Genomic DNA, 17,741 nt, shown 5'->3' with positions numbered 1-17,741 from the left:
CGCGACCCCTCGGCCAACGTACACGGCAACGCCGCTGGGCAGGGGCCCGGCCCCAGCGGCCGGCTGCCCGCCGACGGTGAGGCGTCACGCCGGTTCGGCCACCGTCGGGTGCGCATCCGCCGTGTCGACATCGAGCGGCAGCTCCGCCGTCACCGCGAATCCGCCCCTCGCCCGCGGCCCCGCGGTCAGCGATCCACCCGCCACCGCGAGCCGCTCCGTCAGCCCGGTCAGCCCCGTGCCACCGAGCCCACCGAAGCCCCAGGGCCCGCTCATGGCTCCGAGCTCGCCGGCGATACGGACCTCACCCGTGCCGACCACCCCACCCGCGCCGTCACCGACCGCACCTGCCCCGCCCGGAGCGCCCGCCCTGGCCTCGCCCGTGGCGACCGCCCCGCCCCCGCCGGCGTCGGCCACCCCGTCATCCGCCACAGTCAGCCGCACCCGCTCCCCGGCTCCGGCCCCCGCCAGTGTGATCTCGCAGTGGTTCGCGCCGCTGTGCCGTACGACGTTCGTGACCGCCTCCCGTATCACCCAGCCCAGCAGGGCCTCGGTCTGCGGTCCGAGCGGGGGGCCGGTGCGGGTCACGGCGAGGGTGATGCCTGCCGCCGTCAGGGCCGAGTGCGCGCGGGTGAGTTCCGTGTCGAGGCTGCCCTGCCGGTAGCCGGTCACGGCCTCGCGGATCTCCGTCAGGGCCTGGCGGCCCACGGCCTCGATGTCCGTGATCTGGGCCAGCGCCGCGTCCAGGTCACGGGCGGCCAGGCGGCGGGCCGCCTCCGACTTCACGACGATCACCGACATCGTGTGCCCGAGCAGATCGTGCAGGTCACGGGAGAAGCGGAGCCGTTCCTTCTCGACCGCCCGGCGGGCCAGCTCCTCGCGGGCGGCGCGCAGCTCCCGTACTGCCTCGGAGAGGCGGATGATCGCGGCCGTCACCATCGCCGAGATCCACGTGGCGTACGCGATGTCGAGGCCGCCCCAGCCGTCGTGGAAGCAGGACACCGCCCCCGCCAGCACCGCCACGGCCGTACCGGCGGGCCGCAGCTGCGACAGCCGCAGTGCCGCGCCCGTCGCGAGCCCGAGCAGGGGGAAGAACAGCAGCCAGCTGCCGCCGTAGCCGGCGCCGAGCGCGCAGGTCACGGCCGCCAGCACGGCGAGCGCCACCCGGGTGGACAGCGCCTCGCGCTTCTCCCGGTCGAACGCGCGGAACGCCACATAGATGTACAGCGAGTTGAAGGTGCACAGGCCAAGACCGCCGATCCACGGGTCCGTCGTCCGGTCCTGGAAGAGGTTGGAGAACGCGCCCATCCCCAGCAGCAGCCACGGCAGCAGCGTGAAACCGCTGGGCGGCGGGCCGGGGTTCTCGGGGGGCTCGCCCGACTTCCGGGCGTCCCGCCACTCGGCCTTGAGTCGCGCCCTGTTCGCCTTGTAGTACCGCTGATGCTCCCTGGCCTGCCGGACGGCCGACCGTGTCGCCTCGAAGCGGCACCTGACTACGCGTGTCCAGGACATGTCTCCGCCTTCGATCAGACGTCCGCCGCGCGGCGGCGGTACGACAGCACAGCGTACGAGCCGAAGGCCAGCAGCCAGCCGGACAGCACGAGGACCGTGCCGGGCGTCGGTGCGTGGCCGGTCGCGACCGAGCCGCCGAGCTGGGCGAAGCGGTTGGTCGGCGTGTACCGGGACAGGACGCGCAGCCAGTCCGGGAACAGCGCCACCGGGAACCACAGTCCGCCCAGTACCGCGAGGCCCATGCTGCACATCATGTTCGCCACGCCGGTGGTCTGACCGGACAGCCGGTAGCCGTTGCCCAGGCCGAGCAGAGTGAACGGGATCGACCCGAGCCACAGCAGCGCCGCGATCGCCGCCCACTGCCAGACCGCCAGCCGTACGCCGTTCAGCAGACCGCCGGCCAGCAGCACGGCGATGATCGCCGGCAGGACCGTGACCGTGCCGGTGAGGGCCCGGCCCACCACCACCTGGCGAGGCGTCATCGGGGTCACCCTCAGTTGCCGCAGCCAGCCGATCGCCCGGTCCTCGGCGACCCCGCCCCCGGTGTTGAGCGCCGAGCCGAGCGCACCGTACGCGGCCATGCCGACCATCGCCTCGGTCCGCCAGCCGCTCTCGTCCTGACCGAGGTTGGTGAACAGCAGGTACATCAGCACCGGCATCGCGATCCCGCCGATCACGAAGCCGGGGTCGCGGAGCGTGCGGCGGACCTCCAGCCCCAGGTAGCCCCTCATCGCACCGGCTCCAGGGAGGTCAGGGCCAGGAACGCGTCGTCCAGCGACGGCGGGGCCACTTCCAGCCTGCGGATCGCGCCCAGGCGGGCCAGCGCGGTCACCGTCGCGTCGGAGTCGTCGGTGCGCAACCGGGCGCGGCCCTCGCGCACCTCCACCGACCGCACGCCGGGCAACAGGGAGAGCCCTTCGGGGTCCTCGCCCGCCAGGTCGAACGCGACCAGGCTGCCGCCCGCCGAGCGCCGCAGGACGTCCCCCGTGCCGTCCGCGACGATCCGGCCCCGGTCGATGACGAGGATCCGGTCGGCGTGCGCGTCGGCCTCCTCCAGGTAGTGGGTGGAGAACAGGACGGTGTGGCCACGGCGGGCGTAGCCGCGCATGGAGTCCCAGAAGGCGTGCCGCGCCTCGACGTCCAGGGCGGCGGTCGGCTCGTCCAGGACCAGCAGCCCTGGGTTGCCCGCGAGCGCGACCGCGAACCGTACGCGCTGGATCTGGCCACCGGAGAGACGGTCCACACGACGTCCCGTGAGTCCGGCGATCCCGGCCAGATCGAGGGCCTGGGCGACCGGCAGCGGGGCGGGGTAGCGGCCGGCCACGAAGGCGACCAGTTCGCCGACCGTGACCCGGGGGACCGCCCGCGCCTCCTGGAGCATCGCGCCGACCCGCCCGGCGCGCACGGACTCCTCCGGCGGCGCCCCGAACAGGTCGACGGTGCCCGTGTCCGGCTCGGTGAGGCCGAGGAGCAGGGAGATCGTGGTGGACTTGCCCGCGCCGTTGCGGCCGAGCAGGGCAACCGTCTCGCCCGGTGCTATGCCGAGATCGATACCGTCCACGGCGCGCACCTCGCCGTAGGTCTTGACCGTGTGCGTGAAGGACACGGCCCGCTGGGTCTGCGTGGTCATGGCAACGACGCTACGGATCCGCCGAGGCCCGGCGGCAGAGGCGGTTGTACGGAGTACGGCAGGACAAAAGTCACCGGTGCCCGTCCTCCGGGAGTCCCGGAGTCCCAACATCTGACACAGCGTCAGGAGACTTCACAAGTGTGGGGGCCTGGGCTATACAGAGGGCGCGGGAGTGGAACGCGTTCCAGTTGGATTCGGTCCGTTCCGGTTCGGTCCGTTCCAGTTCGGTCCGTTCCGGTCCGGTCCCAGACGGCCTCGGTGCGGCCGACGGTGCGGACGGCCGTGCCGAGGTCTTTCCCACGGCACTGCCGAGGCCTTCCTACGGCGATCAGGAGCCCCATGCCCATCGACGCAGCCAAGGCGCTCGCCGCCGAACCCCGGACCGGCGAGATCACCTGGGACCACAAGGACGTCCAGCTCTACCACCTCGGCATCGGCGCGGGCACCCCCGCCACCGGCCCCGACGAGCTGCGCTACACCCTGGAGTCCCGGCTGCACGTCCTGCCGAGCTTCGCCACCGTCGCGGGCGGCGGAAAGCCCGGGGTGACCGGCGGGCTGTCCATGCCCGGCGTCGAGGTCGACCTCGCCCGTGTCCTGCACGGCGGCCAGAGCCTCGTCATCCACCGGCCCATCCCCGCGGCGGGCACCGCCACCGCGACCAACCGGATCGCCGCCGTGTACGACAAGGGCAAGGCGGCCGTCCTGGTGCTGCGTACCGAAGTCGGCGACCCCGACGGCCCGTTGTGGACCAACGACGCCCAGATCTTCATCCGCGGCGAGGGCGGCTGGGGCGGCGACCGCGGTCCGTCCGCCCGGCTCGACCCGCCCGCCGGTGAGCCGGACCGGGTCGTCGAGCGGCACGTCCGTGAGGACCAGGCCCTCCTCTACCGCCTCTCCGGCGACTGGAACCCCCTGCACGCCGACCCCGAGTTCGCCAAGGTCGCCGGATTCGAGCGGCCCATCCTGCACGGGCTGTGCACCTACGGCATGACGCTCAAGGCGGTCGTCGACACACTGCTCGGCGGGGACGTGACCCGGGTGCGCACCTACACCACCCGGTTCGCCGGGGTCGTGTACCCGGGGGAGACGCTGCGGATCCGCATGTGGCACACGCACGGGTCCACCAGGGTCGCCGTCAGCGCCGCGGACCGGGACGACGCGCCCGTCCTCGCCGACACCATCGTCGAACACACCTGAGTACAGAACCGAGTCCAGAACGCCGTACGAGGGGAGCCGCACCATGCGCGCAGCCGTACTGCACGAGATCGGCCAGGACAAACTGGAGGTCCTCGACGACGTCGAGGCGGTGGGGTTCGGACCCGGCAAGGTGCGGATCAGGGTGCGCGCCACGGGGCTGTGCCACTCGGACCTGTCCGCGATGAGCGGGGTGCTGCCGCAGCCCGCGCCGTTCGTGCCCGGGCACGAGGGGGCGGGGGAGATCCTCGAAGTCGGCGAGGGCGTCGGCCACCTGAAGGCCGGTGACCGCGTCGTCGTGTGCTGGCTGCCCGCCTGCGGCGCGTGCCCCGCCTGCAAGCGCGGCCAGACCGAACTGTGCCTCGCCGGGTTCATGAACGCCGGCACGCCCAACTTCAAGCGCCCCGGCGGGGACGTCTTCGGTTTCGCCGGCACCGGCACCTTCACCGAGGAGGTCGTCGTCGACGCCGGCTGCGCGGTGCCGATACCCGACGACGTGCCCTTCGACATCGCCGCCCTCATCGGCTGCGGTGTGACGACCGGACTGGGCGCCGCGCTCAACACGGCGGACGTGGAGGCCGGTTCGTCGGTGGCGGTCATCGGGTGCGGGGGAGTCGGCATCTCCGTGATCCAGGGAGCCCGGCTGCGGGGCGCCGCCGAGATCGTCGCCGTCGACCCCATCGCCGCACGCCGCGAGAGCGCGCTCAAGTTCGGCGCCACCAGGGCCGTCTCCCCGGACGAACTGCCCGACGCCAAACAGCAGATCACCGCCGGCGAGGGCTTCGACTACGTCTTCGAGGTCGTCGGCAAGTCCGCCACGGCACGCACGGCGTACGACACCACCCGGCGCGGCGGCACCCTCGTCGTGGTCGGCGCCGGCGCCATGGACGACTTCCTCCAGCTCAACATGTTCGAGCTGTTCTTCGACGAGAAGCGGATCCTGCCGTCCATGTACGGCGGCGGAGACGTCCTGCGCTCCTACGAACGCACCATCGCCCTGTGGCGCGCGGGCCGGGTCGACCTGGCGGGCCTGATCACCCACCGGGTCCCGTTCGCCGACGTCAACGAGGCCCTGGACCAGATGCGGACCGGGACCGCCCTGCGTACGTGCATCGAGATGTGAGGGCGTACACCATGTCGCAGCCGCAGTCGCTGCCTCTCCGGGGATTGTCCGCGATCGTCACGGGCGCGGGCCGCGGGCTCGGCCGGGCCGAAGCGCTGGAACTCGCCCGGCTCGGCGCCGCCGTGGTCGTCAACGACTACGGGCAGGCGGGCCGCGACGGCAGCGGCGAGGCCTCCGCCGGGCCCGCCGAGGAGGTCGCCGCCGAGATCCGGGCGGCGGGCGGGGCCGCCCTCGCGCACACCGGTGACGTCTCCGACTTCCGGCAGGCGGGCGAGCTGGTCGAGTCGGCCGTCGCCGAGTACGGCAGGCTCGACATCCTCGTCAACAACGCGGGCATCCTGCGCGACCGCATGGTGTTCTCGATGGCCGAGGAGGAGTGGGACGCCGTACTCCGCGTGCACCTCAAGGGCCACTTCAACACCACCCGGTTCGCCGCCGCCCACTGGCGGGAGCGGTCCAAGCGGGCCGGGGAGCCGGTGTTCGGGCGGATCGTGAACACCTCCTCGGAGGCGTTCCTCGCCGGGTCCGCCGGGCAGCCCAACTACGCGGCGGCCAAGGGCGGCATCGTAGGCCTCACCACCTCCACGGCCCTCGCCCTCGGCAAGTACGGCGTGACGGCCAACGCGATCTGCCCCCGCGCCCGCACCCGCATGACCGAGGACGTCTTCGCGGGCATCGAGCGCGCCTCCGGCGACGGCGACGGCCTCGACCCGCTCGCCCCCGAGCATGTCGCTCCGCTCGTCGGCTATCTGGCCTCGCCCGCGGCCGCCCATGTGAACGGGCAGCTCCTCGTGGTGCACGGCGGGATGGTCGCCGTCGTCGAACGGCCGCGGGTCGCCGCCAAGTTCGACAGCAAGCAGGACACCTTCACGTACGACGAGCTGGAGGCCGTCCTCGGGCCGTACTACGCGGACCGGCCGACGGGGGAGACCTTCGCGGCGGCGGAGGTGCTGGGACTGAAACGCGGCTGAGGAACGCTGAACGGCCCCGCCCGTCATACAAGGGGTGGGGCCGTTCGCTGTTCGGGCACTGACGTTCCGTCAGGCCGCCGTCTCGGTCTGCTCGGTCTCCGCCACCGGCTTGCGGTGGCGACCGCGCGGAGCCGTCTCGCCGTCGTGCGTGGAGACCTCACCACGGTGCCGGCCTTGGCCGGCGGAGGTCTCCTGGACGTCGTCAGCGTGCAACTGGTTCGTGCTGGCGTCGCTCATCGGATGGAATTCACCCCGTCAACATGATCTTTCTTACAGCCGGGCGAGTGTAACCGGCACCCCGCACCCGGGATCCAGGCGGCCACGCCAACCGGCACTAGTTCGTTACAAGCCGTCCCAACGGCGCCTGCTGCAACGGCACCGGACGGGGGGTGGAGAGGGCTGGTTCTGGTCCGGGTGCCGGTGCCGGTTCTGCTCCTGGACCCGGTGCCGGTCCTACTTCTGGTCCTGGTCCTGGTCTCGGTCCCGGTCCTGGTCTCGGTCCCGGTCCTGGACTCGGTGCCGGTTCCGGGGGATGGCCCGGCGCGGCGGTCCTGCCGGCGGAACGCGCGTCCGCCTCCTGCCCCGGCCGCGGCCCCGGCCCCATGCCCGGCTCCGGCCCCATGCCCGGCTCCGGGCAGGGCGGCGGCGCGGCGTCGGGCTCCGGTGCCGCCGCCGCGGGCGGGCTCACCTGCGCCACGCCGCACGGTACGACCTCTGTCGCGTACGGCAGCCGCAGCACTCCCTCCGGCGTCCACAGGCCGGTGCCCGCCAACCACCCCTCGGGCGCCGGGAGATGGTGCACCCGCCGCTCGGCCGGCCGCCACACGGCGACCCAGCTGCCCGCCGGCCCGTCCACGCGCAGCGCCACCGCGCAGCTCTCCGGCGTCAGCACCTGCCCCGGCTGGATCGCGAACGGCGTGACCGCGCAGTCCCGCAGCCGCAGGCACTCCGGGAAGCGCACCGGCAGGGTGCTGCCCAGGACACCCCAGCCCAGCCGGTCCTGGCCCGGCGACGGCGCGTCCGAGCGGACGATCAGCAGCCCGCTGTCGTGGTCGGCGAGCAGCAGCCGGTCGTCGCTGTCGGCGGCGATCTGCAGCAGCGGGGACACCTGGCCGCCGCGCTCCAGATCCACCACCACGGCCTTGGTGCGGCCGCCGGCCTCCCGGTCAAGCGCCAGCAGCCGCCCCGCCGGGTCCAGCCAGACCCCGCCCGAGCAGCGGCCGGGAAGCTCGGCCAGCTGCTCGGGTCCGAAGGAGCCGCCCGCCACCAGCCACACCGCCGTCGAACGCCGGCCGACCGCCAGGGCGTACGCCCGCTCGCCGCCGGGGGCGGGCGGCAGCAGCCGCAGCCGGGCGGCCGGGTCCGTGCACTCGACCGCGCCCAGGGGCACCTCGCCGGTGCCGGGCCCGGTCGGGTAGAGCAGGGAGAAGGCGTGCCGTCCGGCCACCAGACGGTGGATGAGGACCCGTCCGTCGGCCATCGGCTGCACCTCGGTGCCCGGCTCCTCCGGCTGGTTGCGGGGCAGCGGCACCGCGTACGGCTCGGGGCCGTCCAGGGTCCAGCGCTCCGGGAACCAGGAGTCGCCGGCCGACGCCAGACGTGCGGCGTAGGCACCGTCCGCGGAGAGGGCGCAGCCCGTCGGCTCCGCCCCGTCCCCGTCCTCATGTCCCGCCGAAGGCTCGATCGCACAGGCAGTCATCGTTCGGTCACCTCCAGTGACGAACGTAGTTTTCGTCCCACAGACGGGGAATCCGGGCGCTCCGGCTTCACACATAAGGGTGTTCCAGGAACGATTCGCCTGAGGGAAAGGGGGCATTTGTGCTCGGCGGGGCGACCGGCGGCCGACGGGGCCGATGGCGGTGGTCGTGGCGCCGGTGGTGGCGCGGGTGGTGGCGCGGGTGGTGGCGCGGGTGGTGGTGCCGGTGGTGGCGTCGGCGGTGGCGGTTCAACGCCACAGATCAGACGGGTAGCCTTGCTCCCGTGCCCCGTCTGTCTGAAGTCATCGCCGCGCTCGAGAACCTGTGGCCCGCCCAGCGGGCCGAGTCCTGGGACGCGGTCGGCACGGTCGTGGGCGACCCGGACCAGCAGGTCACCCGGGTCCTGTTCGCCGTCGACCCGGTCCAGGAGATCGTCGACGAGGCGGTGAAGCTGGGCGCCGACCTGCTCGTCACCCACCACCCGCTCTATCTGCGCGGCACGACGACTGTCGCGGCGACCCACTTCAAGGGCCGTGTCGTCCACACCCTCATCAAGAACGACATCGCGCTGCACGTCGCCCACACCAACGCCGACACCGCCGACCCGGGTGTCTCCGACGCCCTCGCGGGCGCCCTGGACCTGCGCGTCACCGGACCGCTCGTCCCGGACCCCACCGACCCCGAGGGCCGCCGGGGCCTGGGCCGCGTCTGCGCGCTGGACCCCCCGCTGACCGTCCGCGAGTTCGCCGCCCGCGCCGCCGGGCGGCTGCCCGCCACCGCGCAGGGCATCCGCGTCGCCGGCGATCCCGAGGCGGTCGTCCGTACGGTCGCCGTCAGCGGCGGCTCCGGCGACAGCCTCTTCGACCACGTACGCGCGGCGGGCGTCGACGCCTTCCTCACGGCGGACCTGCGCCACCACCCGGTGTCCGAAGCCGTGGCCCACAGCCCCCTCGCGCTGCTCGACGCGGCGCACTGGGCCACCGAGTGGCCCTGGTGCGAGCTGGCCGCGAGCCAGCTCGACGAGATCTCCGACCGGCACGGATGGGACCTGCGGGTCCACGTCTCGAAGACGGTCACCGACCCCTGGACCGCGCACGCGGCCTCAACCACTTCTGACCCCCTGGGAGCCCCGAACTGAACGCCGCGCCCGCCGACCAGATCCGACTCCTCGACGTCCAGGACCTCGACGTCCGCCTCCAGCAGCTCGCGCACAAGCGGAAGTCGCTGCCCGAGCACGCCGAGATCGAGTCGCTGACCAAGGACCTCGTCCAGCTGCGCGACCTGCTCGTGGCCGCGCAGACCGAGGAGAGCGACACCGCCCGCGAGCAGACCAAGGCCGAGCAGGACGTGGACCAGGTGCGCCAGCGCGCCACCCGCGACCAGCAGCGCCTGGACTCCGGTGCCGTGACCTCCCCCAAGGACCTGGAGAACCTCCAGCGCGAGATCGCCTCCCTCGCCAAGCGGCAGGGCGATCTGGAGGACGTCGTGCTGGAGGTCATGGAGCGCCGGGAGTCCGCGCAGGAGCGGGCGGCCGAGCTGACCGACCGGGTCGCCTCCGTCCAGTCGAAGATCGACGACGCGACCGCGCGCCGGGACGCGGCCTTCGAGAAGCTCGACGGCGATGCCTCCACGGCGGTCAAGGAGCGCGAGGTCGTCGCCGGGTCGGTGCCCGCCGATCTGCTCAAGCTCTACGACCGGCTGCGCGAGCAGCAGGGCGGGGTCGGCGCGGCGAAGCTGTACGCACGCAGCTGCCAGGGCTGCCGGCAGGAGCTGGCCCTCACGGAGCTGGCCGATATCCGCAAGGCGGCGCCCGACACGGTGATTCGCTGCGAGAACTGCGGGCGCATCCTGGTGCGCACGTCCGAGTCCGGGCTGTAGTCGGGTTGTAAGAGGTGACAGGGGCGGTGGCCGTGCGGGAGTTCATCGTCGAGGCCGACGGCGGGTCGCGGGGCAATCCGGGGCCCGCGGGCTACGGGGCCGTGGTGAGCGACGCGGCGACGGGGGAGACCCTGCGGGAGGCGGCCGAGTACATCGGCGTCGCCACGAACAACGTCGCCGAGTACCGCGGCCTCCTCGCCGGCCTGCGCGCCGCCCATGAACTGGACCCGGCCGCGACGGTCCACGTCCGGATGGACTCCAAGCTCGTCATCGAGCAGATGTCGGGCCGCTGGAAGATCAAACACCCCGACATGAAGCCCCTGGCGGCGGAGTCGGCCCGGGTGTTCCCGCCGGGGCGGGTCACGTACGAGTGGATGCCGCGGGAGCAGAACAAGCACGCGGACCGGCTGGCCAACGAGGCGATGGACGCCGGGGCCAGGGGAGAGCAGTGGTCGGAGTCGACGTCGACGGCGGAGCTGGACGCGGCCCCTTCCGGAACTCCTGAAGCCACCGGGTCCGGCTACGGGGACGCCACCGGGTCCGCACACGGGGACGCCACCGGGTCCGGCCACGGGGATGCCACCGGGTCCGCCCGCGGGGACGCCACCGGGTCCGGCCGCGGGGACGCCACCGGGTCCGCTCACGGGGACGCCACCGGGTCCGGCCGCGGGGACGCCACCGGGTCCGCTCACGGGGACGCCGACACCCGCGCCGCCAAGGCCGTCGCCACCCCCGGCTGGGCCCCAGCCGACATGGGCGCCCCCGCCACCTTCGTCCTCCTGCGCCACGGCGAGACCCCGCTGACACCTCAGAAGCGGTTCTCCGGCAGCGGCGGCACCGACCCCTCCCTGTCCGACGCCGGCCGGGATCAGGCCGAGCGGGCCGCCGCGATGCTGGCCCGGCGCGGCACGATCCAGGCGATCGTGTCATCGCCCCTCGCCCGCACCCGGGAGACCGCCGGGATCGTCGCCGACCGGCTCGGGCTCGAGGTGCGCGTCGACGACGGGCTGCGCGAGACCGACTTCGGCGCCTGGGAGGGACTGACCTTCGCCGAGGTGCGCGAACGCCACCCCGGCGACCTGAACGCCTGGCTGGCCTCCCCGGACGCGGAACCCACCGGCGGCGGCGAGAGCTTCGCGGCGACGGGCACCCGGCTCGCCGCCACCCGCGACAAGCTGGTCGCGGCGTACGCGGGCCGCACGGTCCTGCTCGTCACCCACGTGACCCCGATCAAGACGCTCGTCCGGCTCGCCCTCGGCGCTCCGCCGGAGTCCCTGTTCCGCATGGAACTCTCGGCCGCGTCCCTGTCGGTCGTGGCGTACTACGCCGACGGCAACGCCAGCGTCCGCCTCCTCAACGACACGTCCCACCTGCGCTGAGCCCCGCCGCCGCACGGGCCAGCTCCTCGACACGCCCCCAGTCGCGGGCGGCGATCGCGTCCTGCGGGAGCATCCAACTCCCGCCCACGCAGCCCACGTTGGGCAGAGCGAGGTAGTCCGGCGCGGAGGCCGGACCGATCCCGCCCGTCGGGCAGAAGCGGGCCTGCGGCAGCGGCCCGGCGAGCGACTTCAGATACGCCGTACCGCCCGCGGCCTCGGCCGGGAAGAACTTCATCTCCCGCACCTCGCGCTCCAGCAACGCCACAACCTCCGACGTGGTCGACACCCCCGGCAGGAACGGCACCCCGGACGCCCGCATCGCGTCCAGCAGCAGTTCCGTCCAGCCGGGACTGACCAGGAACCGGGCGCCCGCGGCCACCGACTCCTCGACCTGCCCGGGACTGATCACCGTCCCGGCACCCACCACCGCCCCCGGCACCTGCCCGGCGATCTCCCGGATCGCCGCCGGCGCCGCCGGCGTCCGCAGCGTCACCTCGATCGCGGGCAGCCCACCGGCCACCAGCGCCCGCGCCAGCGGTACGGCGTCGCTCGCGTCCTCGATGACGACGACGGGGATGACGGGCGCGAGGTCCAGCACGGAGGCGGGCAGGGGGGAGTCCATGGCGGTATCCTGCCGCCGACCCAGCAGCATGCGCAAAGCTCATTGCGCATGCTGCAACAGCGGTGCTGGACGGGTCAGTGAACCTCGTCCACCAGCACGTCCAGCGCCCACGCCTGCCCCGCCTTGGCCGGAGCCTCGGCCTCCACGACGTACCCGAGCTCCCGCAACGCCGTGACCAGCTCGGCCGGGCCCTTCGGATCGACCCCGGCGGTGAGCAGGCCGCGCACGATCCGCCCCTTGGTCGCCTTGTTGAAGTGGCTGACCACCTTCCGCGTCGGCGCGTGCAGCACCCGTACCGACGCGGTCCGCCCGGCGACCTCACCCTTCGGCTTCCAGGCGGCGGCGTACGCGGCGGACCGCAGATCCAGCACCAGCCCGTCCCCGGCCGCCTCGGGAAGCACCGACGCCATCGGCGTACGCCAGTGCGCGCCCAGCGCCCCGAGCCCCGGCAGCTTCACCCCCATCGAGCACCGGTAGGACGGAATCCGGTCCGTCACCCGCACGGCACCCCACAACCCGGAGAACACGAGCAGCGACCGCGCCGCCCGCCGCTTGGCGGCGGCGTCCAGGGTCGCCAGGCCGAGGGCGTCGTAGAGGACACCGGTGTAGATCTCCCCGGCAGGCCGCGCCCCGGCCGTCCTCAACTCCGCGTTCTTGGCGACCTCGCCCCGCAGCCCCTCGCTGAGCCCGAGTACCTCGCGCGCCTTGTCCTCGTCGCCGGCGCACAGCTCGACCAGCTCGGTGAGGACGGCCTCCCGTGCGTCGGTCAGCCCCGGCAGCGACAGCGACTCCGGTTTCAGCGGCGCACCGCGACCGGACGACGCCTTGCCTTCGGACGGCGGCAGCAGGACAAGCACGCGTACTCCTTCGATCGAACTCCGCCCGACAGCGTACGGGGAGCTCAGGGGGAGCTCAGACGCGCGCCTGGCCGAGGGCGCGGACGAGCCCGTCGGCGTCGTCGGCGTGGAACCGGACGACACGGACCGGGCGCCGGCGCCCGAAGAAGGTGACATGGGTGACGGGTTCCGTCAGCTCGATCGTGACGGTCGTCTGTGCGCCCACCTCGACATTGAGCTCGCCGTCGACGCGCTCGTGCGTCATCCTCAGCTCGCGCCGCACCGAGGCGATCAGCTCAAGCGGCACCCGCAGATCGACATGGACGTACCGCCGGATCCGCAGAGCCCTGCCTTCCACATCCAGTACGTGCGGACGTACGACGGACGAGGCGTGCAGCCCGACGACGAAGACGACGCTGTACACGTCCACGAAGAGGAAGGCGGCGTGCACGGTCGGCCAGTCCTTCAGCAGCACGGACATCGCCACGGTCTCGACGACACACACGAAGCCGAACCCGAACATCATCGCGCCCTGCCCACGCGCGTACCCGAACGCCTGACCCCCACCCCCGGCCCCCTGCGTCCGCCGCGCCACCCACAGCACGAGACTCACGAGCACCCGCATCTCGTGCCGGATGAGCAGCCGCGCGGTCCTCATCGTCGCTCCTCGGTGAGAAGGTGCAGCGTCCGGCGGATCGCCTCCGCCTGGGCCGGGGCCAGATCGTCATAGAAGGCGCGCATCACGCTGTCGTCGTGGTCGAGATCCCCGACCTCCGGGAACAGCCCGGGCGGAATGCAGTCGACCAGCGCCCGGGCCGCCTCCTCGACACGCGGATCATCCGGCTCCGCCCCGGCGAGCGCGTCGAGCAGCGCGTACGCCTCATGGGCCCGCGCCACGGCCTCGGGACTCCCCAGGGCCTCACCCAACGACGACACGAGCTGCTCCTGTGCCTCGTCCGGCATGGCCGTCTCCAGGAAGGCCATGATCTCGCGGTCCTTGGCGGCCATGGGCGAGTCCGAGAACTGCGCCGACCCGGCGAACAACGCGGCCAGCTCCGGCGACACCGGCCCTTCGACCGGCAACCCGCCCTCCGCCTCCAGCAGGGTCCGCAACCGCCCCCGCCGCTCCCGGATGGCCTCCTCCTGCCGCGCCAGATCCTCGTCCAGCTCGGTCAGCACCTCGACCAGGTCCTTCCCGGCCTCGTCCGCCAGCACGTCCCGCACCTCGGCGAGCCCGAGCCCCAGCTCGGTCAGCCGCCGGATCCGCGCCAGCACGACGGCGTGCCGCAGCCCGTACTCCCGATACCCGTTCGCCCGCCGCTCCGGTTCCGGCAGCAGGCCCAGCTGGTGATAGTGCCGCACAGCCCGCGTGGTGACGCCGACGGCGGCAGCGAGTTCTCCGATCCGCATGGCACCAGTGAAGACGTTGACGTTGCGGCAAGGTCAAGCGCACAAGCCCTGGACACCACCGGCTTCCTCTGATGCTCTATGCGCTGGGGGGCGACGTGAGCACACAGCAGCGCATGCGAGAACAGGCCCGCTGGACCAGGGCAAGGTTGGGCCGCTCCGGCCCGCCCCTCGACCTGCTCACCGCTCACTTCGACCAGCACGTCTACGCGCCCCACGCGCACACCGAGTTCACCATCGGCGTCACGGTCGGCGGCTCGGAGGTCATCGCGTACCGAGGGGGCCGTATCCACTCCTACCCCGGCTCGATCGTCGTCCTGGAGCCGGGCGAGATGCACACCGGCGGCCCGGCCGCCGCCGACGGATACGCCTACCAGGCCCTCTACGCCGAACCGTCCCTCCTCACCGACGGCACCCTCGGCGGCGGGCTCCCGCACTTCCGTGACGCCGTCCTCCACGACCCGGACCTGGCCACCGCCCTCCGCCGCGCCCATACGGACATCAGCATCTGCCCCGACCCCCTGGAGGCCGAGTCCCGGCTGCCCTGGCTGCTCACGGCCCTGGCCCGCCGCCACTCCACGGCCCGCGCGAGCGAGGACACGGTGCCCGGCGCCGGCCACATCGCCAGGTCCGTACGCGACCGCCTCGCCGACGAACTGCTGGACCCTCCCTCCCTGGCCGCCCTCGCCACCGACCTCGGCCTCTCCCGCTACCAGTTGCTGCGCGTCTTCCGCACGACCATGGGCGTACCGCCGTACGCCTGGCTCGCCCAGCACCGGGTCGCCAGGGCCCGTGGCCTCCTGGAGTCCGGCCTGCGCCCCGCCGAGGTCGCCGGACTCGTCGGCTTCGCCGACCAGGCGCACCTCACCCGCTGGTTCCGCCGGGTTCTGGGGGTGACCCCGGCGGCGTACCGCAACAGCGTTCAAGACACGGCGGGGTGAGACGGCCGAGACTCGCCGTATGACTGCACGCGGGTGGTTCCTGTTCTCCCTGATGGGAGTCGTCTGGGGTGTCCCCTACCTGATGATCAAGGTGGCGGTGGACGAGCTGTCCCCGTCCATGGTCGTGTTCGCACGCTGCGCCCTCGGCGCCGCGCTCCTGCTCCCCTTCGCCCTGCGCCAGGGCGGCTTCGGCCGTACCGTGCGGGCGCACTGGAAGCCGATGCTGGCCTTCGCCGTCATCGAGATCGTCGGCCCCTGGTGGACCCTGACCGACGCCGAACGTCACCTGTCCAGCTCCACCGCCGGGCTTCTCATCGCGGGCGTGCCGATCGTCGCCCTGCTGCTGGCCCGCTTCTTCGGCGCCGAGGAGCACGTGGGCGCCCGCCGCGTCGCGGGCCTGTCCCTCGGCCTCGCGGGTGTCACAGTCCTCACCCTGCCGCACCTCACCGGCGGCGACGCCCTGTCGATGGCCGAGGTGCTGGTGACGGTCGTCGGCTATGCCACGGCCCCGCTGATAGCGGCCCGGTACCTCAAGGACGTCCCGACGCTCCAGCTGATCACCCCGTGCCTCACGCTGGCCGCCGCCGTCTACGCCCCCGCGGCCTTCCTGACCAGGCCCGCCACCATGCCGTCGGGCGAGGTCCTGGCAGCCCTCGCCGGCCTGGGCGTCGTCTGCACCGCGATCGCGTTCGTGGCCTTCCTGGAGCTGATCAAGGAGGTCGGCCCGACGCGGGCCGGCGTGATCACGTACGTCAACCCGGCGGTGGCGGTCGCCGCGGGCGCGCTCTTCCTGGACGAGGAGCTGACGCTGGGCATCGGCGTCGCGTTCACCCTGATCCTGGCGGGCTCGGTACTGGCCACGGCGGCGGCGCCGAAGCGTGTTGTCCGCCGGGTACCATGGTCGACACGGCAGACGAGCCGGGCGGACGGCCGCGTGGAGTCCCCCTGACGGGGAGCTTCCCGAGGAACGTCCGGGCTCCACAAGGCAGGGTGGTGGCTAACGGCCACCCGGGGTGACCCGCGGGACAGTGCCACAGAAAACAGACCGCCGGGGACCTCGGTCCTCGGTAAGGGTGAAACGGTGGTGTAAGAGACCACCAGTGCTTGAGGTGACTCAGGCAGCTAGGTAAACCCCACCCGGAGCAAGGTCAAGAGGAGCCGCCGTAAAAAGCGGCTCTGCGCGGACGACCGAGGGCTGCCCGCCCGAGTCCGCGGGTAGACCGCACGAGGCCGGCGGCAACGCCGACCCTAGATGGATGGCCGTCGCCCGGGGCTCCGCGAGGAACCCCGGGAACAGAACCCGGCGTACAGCCCGACTCGTCTGCCGCTTCCTGAGGCTTTGCCTCGGTAAGCCGCCTCTGATCGGCGGCGGAGGCCCTTTCCGATCGATGGCGGTTCAGCGTCCCTCGAAGCGCAGGTCCTGCCATCCGGCGCCGATGGCCTCGCGCGTGAGGCTGTTGGCGCCGTCGCAGCCGAGGACGGCATCCGCCGCAGCGGGTGCTCGCACGCGTCGTCGCGGTAGGTCACGCGGACCGGACCGGCTCAGGTGTCGGTTCGCCTCGGTCAACTCGCGTGCGTCACGGGCGTCCGCTGCTCCCCGAGTTCGATGCGTCCGTCCGGCGTCGCGATGGTCGCTGTCACCACGTCGCCGTGGCGTAGGTAGCGGGGGTTCTTCGCCTGGGCGTTGAAGAACACCTTCCACTTCATCGCCGGTGGTAGCAGTGCGGCGAGCTTCTCGACCGGCTTTGGTGGGGCCTTCAGTGCCGTGCCGCCGGGGGTGCCGGTGAGGAGGAGGTCGCCGGGGGCGAGGGGCTGGAAGCGGGAGAGCAGGGTGAGTGCCCGGGCCGGGTGGACGATCATGTCGGCGAGGGTGTGGTCCTGGCGTGGCTCGCCGTTCACCGACAGCCTCAGTCGCAGGTCGGGGAGATGGGCGAAGTCCTCCGGTTCCAGGAGGGAGAGGAAGGGGCCGGTCGGTGTGAAGGTGGGGTACGACTTGCTCTCGTAGAACTGCGTCCTGGTCAGCTGTACGTCCCGGGCGCTGACGTCGTTGGTGATCACGAGTCCGGCGACGTACGACGGCAGGTCGCGTTCGTCGACGACGGTGCCGATGGGCAGGGGCGCGCCCATGACCAGGCCCAGCTCGATCTCGTAGTCGAGGAGTCGTACGTGCGGTGGGCGGACGATGGTCTCGTGCGGGCCGCTGACCGAACCGGACGCCTTGCGGAAGAAGGCGGGCGGGATGTCGCCGGTGAAGCCTGAATCGCGGGCGTGGCTGCGGTAGTTGACCATCTGGGCGACCACCCGGCAGGGCGTGGTGACCGGGGAGAGCGGCGTCAGGGCGGCGACCGGTGTGCCCGCCGCACCGGAAAGGGCCGCTTCCCGTACGGCGGGGCGGTCGGCCAGCAGCTCGGTGGTCGTGGTGGCCTTGGTGTCGATGGGGACGGCGCGGTCGCCGAGGGCCACCCACCAGCCGTCGGTGGTGCGCAGGATGTTCGTGCTCATGTCTGTGCCTTCGTCTCGTGGGCAGGGGTCGTGGGCTGGGGGCGTGGGGCTG

17 protein-coding genes, 1 other RNA gene and 1 pseudogene are annotated in these 17,741 nt (G+C 72.9%); 9 read left to right on the top strand and 10 right to left on the bottom strand.

The genetic code is table 11. The features are described from left to right. Positions 1–84: 84 nt before the first annotated feature. The 3 genes from ACIBK5_RS14680 to ACIBK5_RS14670 are packed head-to-tail and all read right to left on the bottom strand — an operon-like array spanning position 85 to position 3,139. On the bottom strand, positions 85–1,509 hold the full coding sequence (locus ACIBK5_RS14680; RefSeq protein ID WP_399019513.1) for a histidine kinase: 1,425 nt from the start codon (positions 1,507–1,509) through the stop codon (positions 85–87). 14 nt (positions 1,510–1,523) lie between these two features. Then, the gene (locus ACIBK5_RS14675; RefSeq protein ID WP_399019512.1) at positions 1,524–2,240 is read right to left on the bottom strand and encodes an ABC transporter permease; all 717 of its coding nucleotides are present in this window, start codon (positions 2,238–2,240) and stop codon (positions 1,524–1,526) included. Next, positions 2,237–3,139 carry an ATP-binding cassette domain-containing protein gene (locus ACIBK5_RS14670; protein WP_399019510.1) on the bottom strand — a complete coding sequence of 301 codons (903 nt, stop codon included), beginning with the start codon at positions 3,137–3,139 and terminating at the stop codon, positions 2,237–2,239. The genes ACIBK5_RS14675 and ACIBK5_RS14670 overlap by 4 nt, the downstream gene beginning before the upstream one ends. 339 nt (positions 3,140–3,478) lie before the next feature. Here ACIBK5_RS14670 and ACIBK5_RS14665 point away from each other — a divergent pair, with 339 nt between their 5' ends. Genes ACIBK5_RS14665 through ACIBK5_RS14655 form a run of 3 tightly spaced genes read left to right on the top strand, consistent with a single transcriptional unit; the run spans position 3,479 to position 6,427 of the window. Beyond that, complete coding sequence (locus tag ACIBK5_RS14665) at positions 3,479–4,336, top strand: MaoC/PaaZ C-terminal domain-containing protein (protein WP_399019508.1); 858 nt, start codon at positions 3,479–3,481, stop codon at positions 4,334–4,336. Between the two features lie 43 nt (positions 4,337–4,379). Beyond that, a complete protein-coding gene (locus ACIBK5_RS14660) occupies positions 4,380–5,456 on the top strand; it encodes a Zn-dependent alcohol dehydrogenase (protein WP_399019506.1) in 1,077 nt (358 codons plus the stop codon). 11 nt (positions 5,457–5,467) lie between these two features. After that, positions 5,468–6,427, top strand: coding sequence for a 3-oxoacyl-ACP reductase (locus ACIBK5_RS14655; protein WP_399019504.1), 960 nt, complete (start codon positions 5,468–5,470; stop codon positions 6,425–6,427). A gap of 69 nt (positions 6,428–6,496) precedes the next feature. Here the strand turns inward: ACIBK5_RS14655 and ACIBK5_RS14650 are convergent, their stop codons facing one another. Beyond that, positions 6,497–6,664, bottom strand: a complete 168-nt coding sequence (locus ACIBK5_RS14650; RefSeq protein WP_399019502.1) for a hypothetical protein — start codon at positions 6,662–6,664, stop codon at positions 6,497–6,499. A gap of 97 nt (positions 6,665–6,761) precedes the next feature. Then, a complete protein-coding gene (locus ACIBK5_RS14645; protein ID WP_399019500.1) occupies positions 6,762–8,126 on the bottom strand; it encodes a hypothetical protein in 1,365 nt (454 codons plus the stop codon). 281 nt (positions 8,127–8,407) lie between these two features. Between ACIBK5_RS14645 and ACIBK5_RS14640 the strand changes: the two genes are divergently transcribed. From ACIBK5_RS14640 to ACIBK5_RS14630, 3 genes are read left to right on the top strand one after another with little or no spacing between them, the layout of a single operon-like run. Continuing rightward, positions 8,408–9,262, top strand: coding sequence for a Nif3-like dinuclear metal center hexameric protein (locus tag ACIBK5_RS14640; RefSeq protein ID WP_399019498.1), 855 nt, complete (start codon positions 8,408–8,410; stop codon positions 9,260–9,262). After that, entirely contained in the window at positions 9,259–10,002 is a 744-nt protein-coding gene (locus tag ACIBK5_RS14635) for a zinc ribbon domain-containing protein (RefSeq protein WP_399020010.1), read from the top strand. The genes ACIBK5_RS14640 and ACIBK5_RS14635 overlap by 4 nt, the downstream gene beginning before the upstream one ends. Before the next feature lie 32 nt (positions 10,003–10,034). After that, a complete protein-coding gene (locus ACIBK5_RS14630) occupies positions 10,035–11,381 on the top strand; it encodes a bifunctional RNase H/acid phosphatase (protein ID WP_399020008.1) in 1,347 nt (448 codons plus the stop codon). Here ACIBK5_RS14630 and eda read toward each other — a convergent pair. The 4 genes from eda to ACIBK5_RS14610 all read right to left on the bottom strand — a co-directional run bounded on the left by eda (position 11,356) and on the right by ACIBK5_RS14610 (position 14,249). Beyond that, on the bottom strand, positions 11,356–12,003 hold the full coding sequence (eda, locus tag ACIBK5_RS14625; RefSeq protein WP_399019496.1) for a bifunctional 4-hydroxy-2-oxoglutarate aldolase/2-dehydro-3-deoxy-phosphogluconate aldolase: 648 nt from the start codon (positions 12,001–12,003) through the stop codon (positions 11,356–11,358). The genes ACIBK5_RS14630 and eda overlap by 26 nt on opposite strands. 74 nt (positions 12,004–12,077) lie before the next feature. Further along, a complete protein-coding gene (gene yaaA, locus ACIBK5_RS14620; RefSeq protein ID WP_399019494.1) occupies positions 12,078–12,860 on the bottom strand; it encodes a peroxide stress protein YaaA in 783 nt (260 codons plus the stop codon). A gap of 55 nt (positions 12,861–12,915) precedes the next feature. Then, positions 12,916–13,497 (bottom strand): hypothetical protein, encoded by a 582-nt coding sequence (locus ACIBK5_RS14615; RefSeq protein WP_399019492.1) that lies wholly within the window; start codon positions 13,495–13,497, stop codon positions 12,916–12,918. Beyond that, positions 13,494–14,249 carry a MerR family transcriptional regulator gene (locus ACIBK5_RS14610; RefSeq protein WP_399019491.1) on the bottom strand — a complete coding sequence of 252 codons (756 nt, stop codon included), beginning with the start codon at positions 14,247–14,249 and terminating at the stop codon, positions 13,494–13,496. The genes ACIBK5_RS14615 and ACIBK5_RS14610 overlap by 4 nt, the downstream gene beginning before the upstream one ends. 113 nt (positions 14,250–14,362) lie before the next feature. Between ACIBK5_RS14610 and ACIBK5_RS14605 the strand changes: the two genes are divergently transcribed. From ACIBK5_RS14605 to rnpB, 3 genes and pseudogenes are all read left to right on the top strand, one after another. Continuing rightward, a complete protein-coding gene (locus tag ACIBK5_RS14605) occupies positions 14,363–15,187 on the top strand; it encodes an AraC family ligand binding domain-containing protein (protein ID WP_399020006.1) in 825 nt (274 codons plus the stop codon). 19 nt (positions 15,188–15,206) lie between these two features. Continuing rightward, a pseudogene (locus ACIBK5_RS14600) lies at positions 15,207–15,986 on the top strand (DMT family transporter); the annotation flags it as partial. A gap of 115 nt (positions 15,987–16,101) precedes the next feature. Continuing rightward, an RNA gene (gene rnpB / locus ACIBK5_RS14595) (RNase P RNA component class A) lies at positions 16,102–16,511 on the top strand. 239 nt (positions 16,512–16,750) lie between these two features. On the opposite strand, the gene ACIBK5_RS14590 is transcribed toward rnpB, so the two are convergent. Further along, entirely contained in the window at positions 16,751–17,689 is a 939-nt protein-coding gene (locus tag ACIBK5_RS14590) for a fumarylacetoacetate hydrolase family protein (protein WP_399019489.1), read from the bottom strand. Positions 17,690–17,741: the final 52 nt, after the last annotated feature.

Source organism: Streptomyces sp. NPDC050546, from assembly GCF_044457425.1.
Classification (GTDB): Bacteria; Actinomycetota; Actinomycetes; order Streptomycetales; family Streptomycetaceae; genus Streptomyces.
This window is presented reverse-complemented; position numbering and strand designations above follow the sequence as displayed.

Bases quoted from the DNA above. Each gene is read 5' to 3' on its own strand.
- ACIBK5_RS14680 (WP_399019513.1), bottom strand. From the start codon at position 1,509: ATGTCCTGGACACGCGTAGTCAGGTGCCGCTTCGAGGCGACACGGTCG.
- ACIBK5_RS14675 (WP_399019512.1), bottom strand. From the start codon at position 2,240: ATGAGGGGCTACCTGGGGCTGGAGGTCCGCCGCACGCTCCGCGACCCC.
- ACIBK5_RS14670 (WP_399019510.1), bottom strand. From the start codon at position 3,139: ATGACCACGCAGACCCAGCGGGCCGTGTCCTTCACGCACACGGTCAAG.
- ACIBK5_RS14665 (WP_399019508.1), top strand. From the start codon at position 3,479: ATGCCCATCGACGCAGCCAAGGCGCTCGCCGCCGAACCCCGGACCGGC.
- ACIBK5_RS14660 (WP_399019506.1), top strand. From the start codon at position 4,380: ATGCGCGCAGCCGTACTGCACGAGATCGGCCAGGACAAACTGGAGGTC.
- ACIBK5_RS14655 (WP_399019504.1), top strand. From the start codon at position 5,468: ATGTCGCAGCCGCAGTCGCTGCCTCTCCGGGGATTGTCCGCGATCGTC.
- ACIBK5_RS14650 (WP_399019502.1), bottom strand. From the start codon at position 6,664: ATGAGCGACGCCAGCACGAACCAGTTGCACGCTGACGACGTCCAGGAG.
- ACIBK5_RS14645 (WP_399019500.1), bottom strand. From the start codon at position 8,126: ATGACTGCCTGTGCGATCGAGCCTTCGGCGGGACATGAGGACGGGGAC.
- eda (WP_399019496.1), bottom strand. From the start codon at position 12,003: ATGGACTCCCCCCTGCCCGCCTCCGTGCTGGACCTCGCGCCCGTCATC.
- ACIBK5_RS14615 (WP_399019492.1), bottom strand. From the start codon at position 13,497: ATGAGGACCGCGCGGCTGCTCATCCGGCACGAGATGCGGGTGCTCGTG.
- ACIBK5_RS14610 (WP_399019491.1), bottom strand. From the start codon at position 14,249: ATGCGGATCGGAGAACTCGCTGCCGCCGTCGGCGTCACCACGCGGGCT.
- ACIBK5_RS14605 (WP_399020006.1), top strand. From the start codon at position 14,363: ATGCGAGAACAGGCCCGCTGGACCAGGGCAAGGTTGGGCCGCTCCGGC.
- ACIBK5_RS14590 (WP_399019489.1), bottom strand. From the start codon at position 17,689: ATGAGCACGAACATCCTGCGCACCACCGACGGCTGGTGGGTGGCCCTC.